Here is a 14,416-nt window from a genome sequence, read left to right as displayed (position 1 = left end):
TAAATTTAAATATGTATTGAAATCTAGAATAATTGAAAATAAATAAACTCCACAGTTAGACTACTAATCCGACTGTGGAGAACATAGTATATTGAAATATATGAATAACTATTGTGACGTAGTATCATTTGATCCATTAAGAATACTATTTAGTTTTTCTTTAATGTCTTCGAATTTTGTATTTACATCATTTAATAAATCATTCACTTTACTTTCGTTTTCATTATTTTGTTGTGCGTTATTGGCTTCTTTCAACTTATCTACTTGTTCTTGATAGAACTTAGTTAATTTTGAATCTTCACCATTTTGCTCATTATTTTTTAAATTATTAATCTCATCTTGAAGTTGTTTAATACGACCATCTGTATCGACTTTCTCTTTAATATCATTTTTAGCGTCTTCAACTTGTTTTTTAATATCGTCGCTTTGGTTTTCGACTTCTTTTTGATAGTTTTTCGATACGTTATTATCATTTGATGTATCTGTTGCTTGTTCATTACTACCACCATTATGATTGAGTAAAGCTCGCGTCGCAAAGACTGCTAGAATGATAACTAAGATAGTAATAATAGCGATTAACCACTTTTTAGATTTTCTATTTTTCTCGTTTTCTTCTTCTAATTGTAGTTCACGTCTAAAGTCACGTTCATTATAATAGCGATTGCCATCACGGTCATACTCATCACGGCGATTGTCTCTTTCACGTTCATAGTTGTTATCACGATATCTTGGATCCTCGTCACGATAACGGCCTTCGTTGCGACGATATGCTTCTTCATCATGTCGACGTTCTTGACGATAACGTTCCTCGTTACTTTGACGATTACGCTTGCGATATTGTTCATCATATTTATATGAATCTTTATACTTATCTGTTCGTTTCATGATAGTCACCTCTTCTATTTAATAGTTTAAGTTAACTGTTTAAGTACTCTTGCGACATTTTCAGCAGTGTGTGTTAAATTACGTTCACCATTATCCAAGAGCATAGCGATATCCTCAGGTTGTTCAATAATGCTAAACACACTATCGATACCATGTTGATAAACGGCTTGATAATCTTCACCTAAGCTACCACACAGGGCAATGACTGGAATATGATAGGCTTTCGCAGCTTTAGCTACCCCGATTGGCGCCTTGCCATAAATCGTTTGCGCATCCATCTTACCTTCACCGGTAATAACTAAATCGGCATCTTTCACTCTTTCTGAAAAGTGGGTCTCCTGTAGCACGATGTCTATACCTTTAGATAATGAGGCATTAAAGAAAGCAAGAATACCTGCACCTAATCCTCCAGCAGCTCCAGCGCCAGGGATATCTTTTACATGTATGTGTAGTTCTTGTTCTATCATAGCATGATAGTTTGTTAGAGCGGAATCCAACTTTGGTATCATCTTTTGAGTTGCACCTTTTTGAGGACCATAAACGGCTGTTGCCCATTTGTACCTAATAGCGGATTAGTCACATCACAAGCAACTTCAAAGTGTACGTTTTCAAGACGTTTATCTAATGATGACACATCAATGTGTGCTAGGTTAGCAAGTTGTTCTCCACCTGGTTTTAAAGGGACATGATTAGCATCAAGAAATTTAACGCCTAACGCACTTAACATGCCACTACCGCCATCATTGATAGCACTGCCACCAATACCAAGGATAATCTTTGATACCCCATAATCTAATGCATCTAAAATAAGCTCGCCTACACCGTAAGTTGTGGTTATTAAAGGATTACGTTTTTCTTTAGAAATTAAATCTAAACCAGCAGCTGCTGCCATTTCAATAATAGCCACTGTATCATCTTGTGAACGTGCATAACTGGCTTTAATTTCACGATATAAAGGGTCGTGAACTTTAACGGTATGTGATTGAGCATGAAGTGCTTCCTTTAAAGCGTCTGTCGTCCCTTCACCACCATCGGCCATAGGTATAATGTCAAAGCTAACAGTATCTTTGAATACATTAGTGAAACCTTGTTGAATAGCTAATCCCGCTTGTTTAGCTGACATGCTTTCTTTAAACGAATCTGTTGCGATAACGATATGATTGAGATTCATATGTACAGTCACTTCTTAATATTTTAAAGATGATAAAACATGTGACATCATTATTTATTTTTAAGCAATTTTAAAAATTACCTAATATTCTTAATTATTATAACGTATATAAGTTTAAGAGTTTTATAGTAGATTTGATTTATAATCAATTCTATATCTAAGCTAGGCAATTTAGCGTATAGTGATTATAATATATTTTGAACTGTTAACATATTCAATATACAGATACTTTCTATTTGTATGAAGAAAATAAACAAATTAATAAATCTTAAACAGACTACAAAGGAGCATAATTATGAAGCTAACGCAAACACACTATGAAATCATTAAATTCGTCATAGTGGGTGGGATTAATACGCTAGATTATTATATTACGTATTTAATCTTATTGAAGTTACTAAATGTTAATTATATGATCAGTCACATTATTGGTTTTATAGTAAGTTTTATTATTTCTTATTATTTAAATTGTTATTTTGTTTATAAAGTAAAACCAACATTGAAGAAATTTTTAAGCTTTCCAATTACCCAAGTAGTGAATATGGGAACGCAAACACTTCTATTATATATCTTCGTAAGATGGTTTAATTTTCCATCTGAAATTGCTCCATTTGTAGGATTAATCGTTACCATTCCTATTACATTTATATTATCAAAATGGATTTTAAGAGATTAGAGAGCGGAACAGAAATCTTGGGAGTGGGACAGAAATCTTATGTAATTTCAAAGATTTCGTCGTCCCACCCCGGCAAGGTTGACTAGGAATGAAGAAAGTGGGGTTCGAACATATCTTCATTTCAGACAACTACTGCCCGACTATAGACTTAAAGATAATATCTAGTTTTTGTTCATCGTTAGACTCTATTTAAAGCCTAATTATTTTGTTTTAACCACCACTCTTTCTTATTACAAACTTTCAGAAAGTTAGGTTTTGCTAAAAAATTAATTAGCTTATTTATATAAAAAATATAGAATTTAAAAAACGTTGTCATTAGATTTTCTACGGTTCATACTATTGATATTAAAGCGTTTAAGGTGGTTAACTGAATGACTCAGAGTGAAAATCTTAAATTGGCTCAAAGAGGGGCTTACTTAAGTTTAGTAGTATATATTATTCTTTCTGTTTCTAAATATATTACTGGTTTTATTTATGATTCAGCAGCGGTTAGAGCAGATGCATTGAATAATATGACAGATATTATTGTCTCCCTTGCAGTAATCGTTGGCCTTAAAATTTCAATTAAACCAGCAGATAAGAACCATCCTTATGGTCACTTGAAATCTGAGAATATTTCAACGTTATTAGTGTCGTTTATTATTATGTTTGTGGGTCTACAAGTTGTTATTAAAAATGCTCCCCACATTCTAACAAATGGACACCATACTCCAAGCGTTATTACAATTGTAGTGAGTTTGATTAGTGGGATAGTGATGATTGGGGTTTATGCCATCAATCATCGTTTAGCTAAAAGAACAAAAAGTAGTTCATTAGATTCTGCTGCTAAAGATAATTTGTCAGATGGCTTAGTAAGTATTGGTACCGCAATTGGTTTAGTATTTACTCAATTTGGTTTACCCATTGTCGATGTTATTTTAGCTACTGTATTAGGGCTACTGATTATCTACACGGGGTTTGGTATTTTTAGAACATCTATCTTCACACTTAGTGATGGATTTAATGAAAAAGATTTAGAAGAATACCGTGATGAAGTGTTAGAGGTAGAAGAAGTGAAAGGTGTTAATAATCTTAAAGGCCGTTATCATGGAAGCAGTATATTTTTAGACGTCACAATAGTAGTGGATGCTCATTTATCATTACAACAAGCTCATGAAATTTGCGATAAAGTAGAAGAACATTTACATAGTAAAGGTATTTCCTCAGTCTATGTACATCCAGAACCGGACACATTAGTTAATTCAGATACTAAATAGAATGAAGTTGAAAAATTTTGTATGTATACATAGAAGAGGCTAGAACATTTTCGATTCGACATGTTCTAGCCTCTTTTGTGTAGTATTGACTGAAACTGTATTTTATTTATTTTTAGTCACTCTATCAATTCGTTTACCACCAACCATTAGCTTCTCTAAAACTAATGGCTGCTTCGATTGAGCCATAACGTTCTTTAGCGTATTGAATCATACCTTTAGTTTGGGTTTCTACGGAACCATAACCCCATGATTGATTCGTTTGGCCTAAACCATGATATTGACCATTTGAAGCATTTGGATTACCACTAGATTCAGGTAAGACTACCTTTTCCCAAAGTTCTTGAGTCCCGCCAGCCGCGATAAAGCGTTGGTAGACAGAAGATGTACTATCATTTGAAGTATTATTTGTATTAGTCGTTGTCACACTTGATTGTTGATTATATTGATTAGGTGTGGCTTCACTCGCATGAGCTTGACCTGATTCTAAACCTGCGGCACCTAAAGATACCATTGTCATTAAAGCAAATATTGATTTCTTCATAAATAAAGTTCTCCTTTAGTAATTGGTTTGATGAGGATGGGATATTATTAATTTATACTCTGGAAAATCGATAAACGGTGTCCCAACCTTGTACCCCAATAAACTTTGAGATCAATTACGGTAAACTCACTATAACATCGCAAAAGATGTCATAGGTTACCACCAAATCAAAAATAGATTTCAGAAATAAAGCACACATAACAAACATGACAAATGTAAGACATATATTCCAAGAAAAAGAATAAACGCCTTTATTATGAAAATAACTGAAATAGTTTTATAATAAAATTAATAAATAGAAAAAGTATTCAGTTTCTTAGCACAACGATATTAAAAAGATGAGTTTAGTGGTGATGTGTTCAAAAATTAAGTAACACACCCTAAACTAACGTACAGGAAGGTGTCTTATATGCCAAAGCTAATTTTATGTCGTCATGGGCAAAGCGAATGGAACGCTAAAAATTTATTTACTGGTTGGGAAGATGTCCAATTATCTGAACAAGGTAGAAATGAAGCTATTACGTCTGGTCGTAAGTTAAAAGAAAGTGGAATTGAAATTGATGTTGCTTTTACTTCATTATTAACAAGAGCATTAGAAACAACACAATATCTTTTAGCGGAATCAGACCAAGAATGGATTCCAGTGCATAAAAGTTGGCGTCTAAATGAACGACACTATGGTAAATTACAAGGTCTTAATAAAGATGAAGCACGTAAAGAGTTTGGGGAAGAACAAGTACATCAATGGCGTCGTTCTTATGATGTAAAACCTCCAGCGCAAACTGAAGAACAACGTGAATCTTACTTGAAAGATCGACGTTATCGCCACTTGGATCACCGTATGATGCCATATTCAGAAAGTCTAAAAACGACTTTAGAACGTGTGGTTCCTATTTGGACAGATAAGATTTCACAACACTTATTAGATGGAGAAACTGTGTTAGTGGCCGCTCACGGTAATTCAATTCGTGCATTAATTAAGTATTTAGATAATGTTTCAGATGAAGATATTGTCGGTTATGAAATTAAAACAGGTGCACCACTCATTTATGAACTAGATGAGCACTTAAATGTAACTGATCATTATTATTTATAAATAGTAATGAGATGTATTAATTAAAATGAGAGACGTTTAAATGGATAGAGCGAGGGAACACAACTTTTGTATGTACAATAGTTTGTGTTCTCCCGCTCTTATTTGTAATAGGAGTTATTTATGGAAGAAAAGGGTATATTATGCTGATTTACGATTACGTTTATGTTGTTTGATAATTTTTAGCGCGCGCTTACGTGTTTTAATATTAGGACTATTCAAATTGCGACGTGCTGTTTGTACATCTTGTTTCATATTTGATTCCTCCTTTTTAAAAAGTATAAGGGTAAATAGTAAAAATGTAAATAGGAATTATTACGATTTAAGTATATAAACATTTTTAATGCAATATAAGTTGAAATCTGTATAATGGTCAAATATATTTCGATATAAATCAGATTGGAGGTCAATTATGTCCTATAGAAGAAAGTTAACCATGATATTTACGATGTTACTTGGAGGGTTCTTTGGCTTACTAAATGAAACTTTGCTAACTACTGCCTTGCCAAGTATTATGAAAGATTTCAATATCGCCTATTCACAAGTTCAATGGTTGACGACGGCCTTCTTATTAACTAATGGGGTTGTAATTCCATTATCAGCTTTTATTATCCAACGTTACACGACAAGACAGGTATTCCTAACAGGGATTATTATATTTTTCATAGGAACGATATTAGGAGGATTTAGCCCAAACTTTACGATATTATTAATAGCTCGTATTATCCAAGCGATGGGCTCCGGTATTATGATGCCATTAATGATGACCACAATTCTCGATATATTTGAGCCACATGAGCGTGGTAAATATATGGGAGTATTTGGTTTGGTTATTGGATTGGCGCCAGCGATAGGGCCAACTTTATCTGGATATCTGGTTGAATATTTAAACTGGAGATCTTTATTCCATGTGGTAGCGCCTATTTCAGCTATTACGTTTCTAGTCGCACTTAAAATTATTAAAAACGTAGGTACTAAAGTTAAGGCGCCTATCGATATAATATCCATCACTTTATCTGTTTTAGGTTTCGGTGGATTACTATATGGCGTTAGCTCAATCTCCAATGATGGTTGGAATGATCCAATCGTATTAACGACAATCATAGGAGGTATTGTCTTAGTATCCTTATTTATTTGGAGACAAGAACGTCTTGAAACACCACTATTAAGTTTTAAAGTCTTTAAAAATAGAGAATTTGCCGTAGGAATTGCAATTATGGGTGCTACAATGATTTCTATGATTGGTTCTGAAACAGTTCTACCAATGTTTGTTCAAAACTTATTAGGACGTAAGGCTGTAGATTCAGGATTAATTCTACTACCAGGCGCTATCGTAATGGCAATTATGTCACTTATCTCAGGTTGGTTATATGAAAAATTTGGCGCTAAAGTGCTTGCAATTATTGGTATGATTATCGTTATTATCACGACAACCTATTTTGTGGTTATGGACGAGCATACATCTATAGTTATGCTAGCAACCGTCTACGCAATTCGTATGATTGGTATAGCGCTCGGATTAATGCCTATTATGACACACACAATGAATCAATTAACTCCAGAATTAAATGCACATGGTTCATCAATGACTAATACAGTTGAACAAATTGCTGGCTCAATTGGCACGGCCGGGTTAATAACAATCTTAAGTGTTGCAAGTAAAAACTTTGCTCCTACGATGAGTGATTATCAAGGAATGAACAAGAAAGAAATGGCTGGTCAAATTCAAACTGATGCTATGTTACATGGTTATCATTCAGGCTTCTTGTTTGCTGTAGTCATTACAGTAATCAGTTTATTGCTGACATTTTTCATAAAAAGTAAAAAGAAAATTAACGCTGAATCTCTCAAAGATTCGCAGTAGATGATTAGAAACGTTCACTTATGTAGTTCATTACAAGGAATGAAACGCATAATGTGGACGTTTATTTATGTAATATCCAAACGCTCTGAACATGAACGCTTAGAAAGATTTAAAATAATATTGACTATTCCTACCTATGAGATTAGAATTAATTTATTCTGACTAATTTAATAGGAATATGGAGGTAAAGGTAGATGAAAAGACTTTTATTTGTTGCTTTAGCACTTATCTTTGTATTAGCGGCTTGTGGCAACGGGGGCTCATCTGATAAAAACAGTGATTCTAAATCAAGCAGTAGCGATAACAAAACATTGAAGGTGGGTACTGAAGGTACATACGCACCATTCACTTATCATAATAAACAAGACGAATTAACAGGTTATGATATTGATGTAATTAAAGCAGTAGCTAAAGAAAAAGGCTATAAACTTAAATTTAATGAAACTTCATGGGATTCAATGTTCGCAGGTTTAGATGCTAAACGTTTCGATGTTATTGCTAACCAAGTAGGTATTAATAAAGATAGAGAAAGAAAATATAAATTCTCTGACCCTTACACTTATTCAAGTGCAGTGTTAGTAGTACGTGAAAATGAAAAAGATATTAAATCATTTGACGATGTAAAAGGCAAAAAATTGGCGCAAACATTCACATCTAACTATGGTAAATTAGCGAAAGATAAAGGTGCAGATGTTACTAAAGTAGATGGTTTCAACCAATCTATGGACTTATTATTATCTAACCGTGTTGATGGAACATTCAACGATAGCTTATCTTATTTAGATTATAAAAAACAAAAGCCTAACGCTAAAATTAAATCAATTGAAGGTAATGCAGAACAAAATAAATCAGCATTTACATTCAATAAAGATGTAGATAAAAAAGTAGTTTCTGATTTCAATGATGGTATTAAAAAACTTAAAGAAAATGGCGAATTAGCTAAAATCGGTAAGAAATGGTTTGGTGAAAATGTTTCTGAGCCTAAATAGTGAACAACAACATGCACTTGACGCGGCAAGCCAAGCATTCGGGCCAATGTTGGAAGGATTAGTTAAATACTCAATTCCAATTACTATCGTTACATTTATCTTAGGATTAATTATTGCTTTATTTACAGCGTTAATGCGCATTTCTACAAGTAAAATATTAAAAGGCATCGCACGTGTTTATGTCTCAATTATTCGTGGGACACCAATGATTGTGCAATTGTTTATTATCTTTTATGGTATTCCGGAGTTAGGTCGATTGATGACTGGTAACGCCGACGAACAATGGACACTATCATCAGTGCTTTCAGCAATTATTGGTTTATCTCTAAATGTCGGTGCCTACGCTTCAGAGATTATCCGTGGTGGTATTATTTCAATCCCTAAAGGCCAAACTGAAGCGGCTTATTCAATTGGAATGAACTATCGTCAAACTATCCAAAGAATTATTTTACCTCAAGCAATTAGAGTTTCAATTCCTGCTTTAGGTAATACATTCTTAAGTTTAATCAAAGATACATCTTTATTAGGGTTTATCTTAGTGGCAGAAATGTTCCGTAAAGCTCAAGAAGTGGCTTCTACAACATATGAATATTTTACAATTTACATCCTTGTAGCGGTTATGTATTGGGTAATATGTTTCATCATTTCAGTCTTACAAAGCTTCTATGAATCATATATTGAAAGAGGGTATAACTCATGATTGAATTAAGTGGTATCCATAAATCATTCAATGATAAAGAAGTCATTAAAGGTATTGATTTAAATGTTGAAAAAGGAGAAGTCGTGACGCTTGTAGGCCGATCTGGCTCCGGTAAAACAACATTGCTACGTATGATTAATGCCCTCGAAATACCTACTAAAGGTAATGTGACTGTTAATGGTGAAAGTTATACGGCTGACAACAAAAAGTCTCAAATTAATGTGCGTAAACAATCAGGTATGGTCTTCCAAAGCTATAACCTTTTCCCGCATAAATCTGCTTTGGAAAATGTGATGGAAGGCTTAATCACAGTTAAGAAGATAAACAAAGCTGAAGCAAGAGAAAGAGCATTAAGCTTATTAGAAAAAGTTGGACTAACAAGTGTAAAAGATCAACGTCCTCATGCCTTGTCTGGTGGACAGCAACAACGTGTAGCTATCGCTAGAGCATTAGCAATGAATCCTAAAGTAATGTTGTTCGATGAACCGACCTCTGCATTAGATCCTGAATTGGTTAAAGATGTATTAAAAGTTATTAAAGAATTAGCCGATGAAGGTATGACAATGGTAATTGTTACGCATGAAATGCGTTTCGCACAACAAGTGTCTAATAAAGTGGTCTTTATTCATGAAGGATTAATCGGCGAACAAGGTTCACCAGAAGAGGTGTTTAATCATCCAAAAACTGAGGAATTACGTCGTTTCCTTAATGTTATCAATGAATAATATAAACAAAGAATAGTTAAACCTCCGATTGAAACAATTTAAATTTCAATCGGAGGTTTATTTATTTTATAAGAATTAAGTAGGTTAGATTATCAGTTATCTACGTTCTAGTAATTGTTTAACTTGATAAGCGAATGGTTTAATAGGTTTGATAAAGTCACCAATATATTCGTAGACGTTAGCGTTAAAGCCTTTTTTAAACTGTTGTACACCATAATCTTCAGCATCTTCACTAAAGTCGCCTGTAATACCATAAAAGTTGTAACGGTCAATGTTATGTTCTTTAGCAAATTTAATCATATCCCATTGTAGTCGATATGCGCCCATGTATTCATTATATTTAGGGTTAGAACCACTGGATAGATAATAAACTTCATGATCATTGTAAAGATAAAGTGCGGCCGCTAAGTTTAAGATTTCGCCTTCTGCAGCAATCTTTTCTTTTGTTTGGTTAACTTTACGTTCATTACTATCAAATTGTTGTTGAACCTGAGTGCGTTTATTTTTATTTTTCTTAGAATTAGGGCTTTCTTTTAACGCTTCCTCGACTTCAGCTAATTGTTGTGCTAAATCGTCTTGCTTTTGTTGAAGCGTTGATAAATATTCTTTTAAATCGATATAGGCCAGTTTTAACATAGCATGGTCTTCATATGTTTTTTGCATATCATAAAAATATGGTTTATCTCTAAATTTAAAGCCATGTTTTTCTTCGGCCATTTGGAATAATTCGAAGAAAGTATCTGTTTCCTCGATAGGCAATGTTCTTACCTTTACGCCCATTTCATATGTTTTTTTAATATTACGTCGTGTTTGATAATCCATTTCTTTCATTAATTGGTCTTCTGTTTTATCTTTAAGATCAAGTACAGACAACCAACGGATTTGACTCATCGTACTATAACCAACTGACCAGCCTTGATGTTTATAACCTAAATCTTCTAGCGTTTTTATAACTGCTCGGTTATCGTAACTTTCCAGAATTTCTCCATCTGCATTACGTAAATTCTCCAATATATATGGATCTACTAGGATATATAAGCAGTTATGTTTTTTTAAGTAAGCTGTTAAGGACTTAAAGAAAAAGTGAACTAATTCAATATCACTGTAATCCATCACTGGTCCACGATGAGTATAAAAATATTTAAAGAACTTCAATGAGCGCGCTTCAGTCATTAAAGTTCCGGCAATCACGTTCCCGTTGTCATCTTTAACACCGACTACGTGTACATCATTTCTCATTTTATTTCTATTTTCATAATGTATACGGGACTGTGTATAATGGGAGAAATTTTCAGTTGTAAATTTCTCAAATTCCTCCGGGGTTAAAGTCTCGAATTTCATGGTAATCTACTCCTCTATCATTTATAAGAATTCTTATCTATTTTATCAAACTAGCTATGTTATTACACATATTTAGTTAGTATATTGAGTAATACTTTAGTAGTAGGTGAAAATTGATTGTGAAAGAATGTACTACTTAACTATTGAAAATTTGATATTTGATGACCTGGCGCATATTGTAAAAGCATTGTATGATAGTACTTACAATAGAAGTATAATTAAAGTAATATACCGAATTGAGCATTAGGAGTGAATGTATGAAAAGATTAATTTTAGCGCTAATCGTCTGTATGATATTAGTGGCTGGCTGCGGAAATGATAAATATACAGATAAGATAGATAAAGCAGTTAAATTACAAGATCAAAAGCAAGAACAAATGGCTGAAAAAGAAAAGGGCGATGTTGTGAAGCATTTTGATAAAAAAGAAGCGAACATCTATGTCTACGAAGATGGAAAATATGTAGTACTTGCATATAAGCCATTAAGTAACAATGAAGAAGTTCATTACTATATGTATCAATTTAATGGGAAAAAAGCACATTATCTAGAAAACTTTGATACTAAGAAATATATTGGTACACACGATGCTGATTATAAAGAAGAAAATATGAGTTAATATATAAATTTCTAAAGGAGCACCTATGAGAACAATAGTTTTAATGATAAGCGTATTGGCGATTCTTCTAATAATTATTGGCGCTTGTTCAAAGAATAAAGAAGAGAAAAGGCCAACAAAGACTAAAAATGATAAGATTTTAATCGTTGAGTATGGCGATTTTAAGTGTCCTTATTGTAAAAAAGTTGAAGATAAAGTCATGCCTACGATAAAAGAAGACTACATTGATACAAACAAAGTAGAATACGAATTTATCAATGCAGGTTTTTTAGCTAAGGATTCAATAGTAGGGTCTAGAGCAGGCAATGCTGTACAAAAAATTGCGCCAAAAGCATATTTAACTTTTCAACATCATATTTTTACACAACAACAAGATGAAGATAAAAAATGGTTAACTGAAACCTTCCTTGATAAAGAAATTGATAAATTAGATATTCCAGCACAACAAAAAGCTAAAATAAAAAAAGAGTATAAAACAAAAGATAGTGACTCATGGAAAAAAGCAGAACAACAGAAAAAGCTAACTAAAGAGAATCATATTAAATCTGTACCTACTGTTTTTATTAATGGTAAAAAGGTTGAAGATCCATATACCGTTAAAGGTTGGAAGAAGCATTTATAAGTTTATATATACTCCCTCGTAGTCTTCATCGATAAAGGTGGAACTATAGAGGGAGTATTTTAGTTGGAAAACTAAAATTTGGTGTTGTTTAATAATTTAAATTGCACTCTTCTAAGTTGATTCACAAATATAGTCTTGTAATTTTATGAAATTAAGGATATAATTTTTAATCGTAATCATTACTATTTAGGAGGGGGCATTATGAAAAAAGTTATAGGTATAGTAGCTTTAGTTGCTGTCTTAGTGCTTAGCCTTGTGGCTTGTGGAAAACAAGATGATAATAAGCAGGGCGACGGAAAACAAGATGGCAAGATAAGTGTTACAACTACTGTTTATCCATTAAAGTCATTTACTGAGCAAATTGGTGGTAAACATGTCAACGTATCATCAATTTATCCAGCAGGTACAGATTTACATGACTATGAGCCAACACAAAAAGACATTTTAAAAGCAAATAAATCAGATTTATTTGTATATACAGGGGACGATTTAGATCCAGTTGCGAAAAAAGTAGCATCAACTATGAAAGATGATAAGAAAAAATTATCTCTTCAAGATGGTTTAGATAAATCAAAATTCTTAACTGATCAACACGAACACGGTGAAGAACATGAACACGGCGAAGAGCATGAACACGGCGAAGAACATGAACACGGCGAAGAACATGAACATCATCACCACCACGGTGGCTATGACCCTCACGTTTGGTTAGATCCTAAGAGAGATGAAGTGTTCGCAAAAGAAATTAAAGATCAATTAGTTAAAAAAGATCCAGATAACAAAGCTGAATACGAAAAAAACTATAAAAAATTAGTGAAAGATTTAAATGACATTGATTCTAAAATGAAAGATATCACTAAAGATAAGCAAGGTAATGCAGTATTTATTTCTCATGAATCATTAGGTTATTTAGCTGATCGTTATGGTTTTGTTCAAAAAGGTATTCAAAATATGAACGCGGAAGACCCATCTCAAAAAGAATTAACACGACTAGTTAAAGAAATTAATGATAACAACGTTAAATACATATTATATGAAGATAATGTAGCTAATAAAGTGACTGAAACAATTAGAAAAGAAACTGATGCAGAGCCATTGAAATTCTATAATATGGAATCATTAAATAAAGACCAAGTTAAAGATGACAGTATAAGCTATCAGTCATTAATGAAAGAAAATATTAAAGCGTTAGATAAAGCATTAAATACTAATACTAAAATAGAAGATACTAAAGCAGCCAAAAAACATGATAAAGCTATTTCAGACGGCTACTTTAAAGACAGTCAAGTAAAAGATCGCCAATTATCAGATTATGAAGGTCAATGGCAATCAGTTTATCCATATTTAAAAAATGGTGACTTAGACGAAGTTATGAAACATAAAGCAGAAGACGATGATTCAATGTCAGCTAAAGAATATAAAGCTTACTATGAAAAAGGTTATAAAACAGATGTAACTAATATAAACATCAAAGGAAATAACATTACTTTTGAAAGAAAAGGGAATAAAGAAACTGGTGAATACGAATACGTTGGTAAAAAGATTTTAAAATATGAAAAAGGTAATCGTGGTGTAAGATACATCTTTAAGTTAGCTAATACTGATGGAAAAGATAAAAACCTACCAACTTATGTTCAATTTAGCGATCATAATATTGCACCTAAAAAAGCAGAACACTTCCACATCTTTATGGGAGATGACAATGATAAATTGCTTAAAGAAATGGATAATTGGCCAACATATTATCCTTCATCATTAGATAAAGATGAAATTAAAGAAGAAATGATGGCGCACTAAATTAAGGAATAAATTAGCTTCAAACCTTCTTACTTGTAATCTACCTATAGTTGATTTACTATACTAAGTATAATAAATATATAAACTATAAAACTGATTCTTAGTTGTAGTTTCATAATTTAAATTATTGGAGGTATGT

The 14,416-nt window shown here is 32.7% G+C and carries 14 protein-coding genes and 1 pseudogene; 10 read left to right on the top strand and 5 right to left on the bottom strand.

What is annotated here, in order from left to right:
• Positions 1-108: 108 nt before the first annotated feature.
• Positions 109-885: a hypothetical protein gene (locus CD147_RS01690; RefSeq protein WP_103165717.1), complete on the bottom strand. Its 777-nt coding sequence runs from the start codon at positions 883-885 to the stop codon at positions 109-111.
• Positions 886-911: 26 nt separating this feature from the next.
• Positions 912-2,056, bottom strand: a pseudogene (locus CD147_RS01685) (glycerate kinase).
• A gap of 295 nt (positions 2,057-2,351) precedes the next feature.
• On the opposite strand from CD147_RS01685, the gene CD147_RS01680 reads away from it, so the two are divergent.
• Together CD147_RS01680 and CD147_RS01675 are read left to right on the top strand one after the other, a co-directional pair.
• Positions 2,352-2,732, top strand: coding sequence for a GtrA family protein (locus CD147_RS01680; RefSeq protein ID WP_103165716.1), 381 nt, complete (start codon positions 2,352-2,354; stop codon positions 2,730-2,732).
• 371 nt (positions 2,733-3,103) lie between these two features.
• Positions 3,104-3,988, top strand: a complete 885-nt coding sequence (locus tag CD147_RS01675; protein WP_103165715.1) for a cation diffusion facilitator family transporter — start codon at positions 3,104-3,106, stop codon at positions 3,986-3,988.
• A gap of 133 nt (positions 3,989-4,121) precedes the next feature.
• Here CD147_RS01675 and CD147_RS01670 read toward each other — a convergent pair whose 3' ends face one another.
• Positions 4,122-4,529 (bottom strand): aggregation-promoting factor C-terminal-like domain-containing protein, encoded by a 408-nt coding sequence (locus CD147_RS01670; RefSeq protein ID WP_103165714.1) that lies wholly within the window; start codon positions 4,527-4,529, stop codon positions 4,122-4,124.
• Positions 4,530-4,938: 409 nt separating this feature from the next.
• Between CD147_RS01670 and CD147_RS01665 the strand changes: the two genes are divergently transcribed.
• Positions 4,939-5,625, top strand: coding sequence for a 2,3-diphosphoglycerate-dependent phosphoglycerate mutase (locus tag CD147_RS01665; protein ID WP_103165713.1), 687 nt, complete (start codon positions 4,939-4,941; stop codon positions 5,623-5,625).
• A 138-nt stretch (positions 5,626-5,763) separates the two neighbouring features.
• Here the strand turns inward: CD147_RS01665 and CD147_RS01660 are convergent, their stop codons facing one another.
• Positions 5,764-5,877: a putative metal homeostasis protein gene (locus tag CD147_RS01660; protein WP_103165712.1), complete on the bottom strand. Its 114-nt coding sequence runs from the start codon at positions 5,875-5,877 to the stop codon at positions 5,764-5,766.
• Positions 5,878-6,034: 157 nt separating this feature from the next.
• Here CD147_RS01660 and CD147_RS01655 point away from each other — a divergent pair, with 157 nt between their 5' ends.
• The 4 genes from CD147_RS01655 to CD147_RS01640 all read left to right on the top strand — a co-directional run bounded on the left by CD147_RS01655 (position 6,035) and on the right by CD147_RS01640 (position 9,900).
• The gene (locus tag CD147_RS01655) at positions 6,035-7,486 is read left to right on the top strand and encodes an MDR family MFS transporter (RefSeq protein ID WP_103165711.1); all 1,452 of its coding nucleotides are present in this window, start codon (positions 6,035-6,037) and stop codon (positions 7,484-7,486) included.
• A 194-nt stretch (positions 7,487-7,680) separates the two neighbouring features.
• A complete protein-coding gene (locus tag CD147_RS01650; protein ID WP_103165710.1) occupies positions 7,681-8,475 on the top strand; it encodes a transporter substrate-binding domain-containing protein in 795 nt (264 codons plus the stop codon).
• Positions 8,456-9,175, top strand: coding sequence for an amino acid ABC transporter permease (locus CD147_RS01645; protein WP_103165709.1), 720 nt, complete (start codon positions 8,456-8,458; stop codon positions 9,173-9,175). The genes CD147_RS01650 and CD147_RS01645 overlap by 20 nt, the downstream gene beginning before the upstream one ends.
• Positions 9,172-9,900 (top strand): amino acid ABC transporter ATP-binding protein, encoded by a 729-nt coding sequence (locus CD147_RS01640; protein ID WP_103165708.1) that lies wholly within the window; start codon positions 9,172-9,174, stop codon positions 9,898-9,900. The genes CD147_RS01645 and CD147_RS01640 overlap by 4 nt, the downstream gene beginning before the upstream one ends.
• A 96-nt stretch (positions 9,901-9,996) precedes the next feature.
• Here the strand turns inward: CD147_RS01640 and CD147_RS01635 are convergent, their stop codons facing one another.
• A complete protein-coding gene (locus tag CD147_RS01635) occupies positions 9,997-11,241 on the bottom strand; it encodes an aminoacyltransferase (protein WP_103165707.1) in 1,245 nt (414 codons plus the stop codon).
• Positions 11,242-11,498: 257 nt separating this feature from the next.
• Between CD147_RS01635 and CD147_RS01630 the strand changes: the two genes are divergently transcribed.
• The 3 genes from CD147_RS01630 (at position 11,499) to adcA (ending at position 14,277) form a co-directional block, all read left to right on the top strand.
• Positions 11,499-11,858 (top strand): DUF4467 domain-containing protein, encoded by a 360-nt coding sequence (locus CD147_RS01630; RefSeq protein WP_103165706.1) that lies wholly within the window; start codon positions 11,499-11,501, stop codon positions 11,856-11,858.
• A gap of 25 nt (positions 11,859-11,883) precedes the next feature.
• Positions 11,884-12,480: a thioredoxin domain-containing protein gene (locus CD147_RS01625; protein ID WP_103165705.1), complete on the top strand. Its 597-nt coding sequence runs from the start codon at positions 11,884-11,886 to the stop codon at positions 12,478-12,480.
• Between the two features lie 201 nt (positions 12,481-12,681).
• Positions 12,682-14,277: a zinc ABC transporter substrate-binding lipoprotein AdcA gene (gene adcA, locus CD147_RS01620; RefSeq protein WP_103165704.1), complete on the top strand. Its 1,596-nt coding sequence runs from the start codon at positions 12,682-12,684 to the stop codon at positions 14,275-14,277.
• The last annotated feature ends 139 nt before the right edge of the window (positions 14,278-14,416 follow it).

The organism is Staphylococcus devriesei (assembly GCF_002902625.1).
Classification (GTDB): domain Bacteria; phylum Bacillota; class Bacilli; order Staphylococcales; family Staphylococcaceae; genus Staphylococcus; species Staphylococcus devriesei.
Note: the sequence above shows the minus strand (reverse complement) of the source record. Positions and strands in the feature narration are given on the sequence as shown.

What these genes read in the sequence shown, in the direction of transcription:
- CD147_RS01690 (WP_103165717.1), bottom strand. Translation starts at nt 885, where the DNA reads ATGAAACGAACAGATAAGTATAAAGATTCATATAAATATGATGAACAA.
- CD147_RS01680 (WP_103165716.1), top strand. Translation starts at nt 2,352, where the DNA reads ATGAAGCTAACGCAAACACACTATGAAATCATTAAATTCGTCATAGTG.
- CD147_RS01675 (WP_103165715.1), top strand. Translation starts at nt 3,104, where the DNA reads ATGACTCAGAGTGAAAATCTTAAATTGGCTCAAAGAGGGGCTTACTTA.
- CD147_RS01670 (WP_103165714.1), bottom strand. Translation starts at nt 4,529, where the DNA reads ATGAAGAAATCAATATTTGCTTTAATGACAATGGTATCTTTAGGTGCC.
- CD147_RS01665 (WP_103165713.1), top strand. Translation starts at nt 4,939, where the DNA reads ATGCCAAAGCTAATTTTATGTCGTCATGGGCAAAGCGAATGGAACGCT.
- CD147_RS01660 (WP_103165712.1), bottom strand. Translation starts at nt 5,877, where the DNA reads ATGAAACAAGATGTACAAACAGCACGTCGCAATTTGAATAGTCCTAAT.
- CD147_RS01655 (WP_103165711.1), top strand. Translation starts at nt 6,035, where the DNA reads ATGTCCTATAGAAGAAAGTTAACCATGATATTTACGATGTTACTTGGA.
- CD147_RS01650 (WP_103165710.1), top strand. Translation starts at nt 7,681, where the DNA reads ATGAAAAGACTTTTATTTGTTGCTTTAGCACTTATCTTTGTATTAGCG.
- CD147_RS01645 (WP_103165709.1), top strand. Translation starts at nt 8,456, where the DNA reads ATGTTTCTGAGCCTAAATAGTGAACAACAACATGCACTTGACGCGGCA.
- CD147_RS01640 (WP_103165708.1), top strand. Translation starts at nt 9,172, where the DNA reads ATGATTGAATTAAGTGGTATCCATAAATCATTCAATGATAAAGAAGTC.
- CD147_RS01635 (WP_103165707.1), bottom strand. Translation starts at nt 11,241, where the DNA reads ATGAAATTCGAGACTTTAACCCCGGAGGAATTTGAGAAATTTACAACT.
- CD147_RS01630 (WP_103165706.1), top strand. Translation starts at nt 11,499, where the DNA reads ATGAAAAGATTAATTTTAGCGCTAATCGTCTGTATGATATTAGTGGCT.
- CD147_RS01625 (WP_103165705.1), top strand. Translation starts at nt 11,884, where the DNA reads ATGAGAACAATAGTTTTAATGATAAGCGTATTGGCGATTCTTCTAATA.
- adcA (WP_103165704.1), top strand. Translation starts at nt 12,682, where the DNA reads ATGAAAAAAGTTATAGGTATAGTAGCTTTAGTTGCTGTCTTAGTGCTT.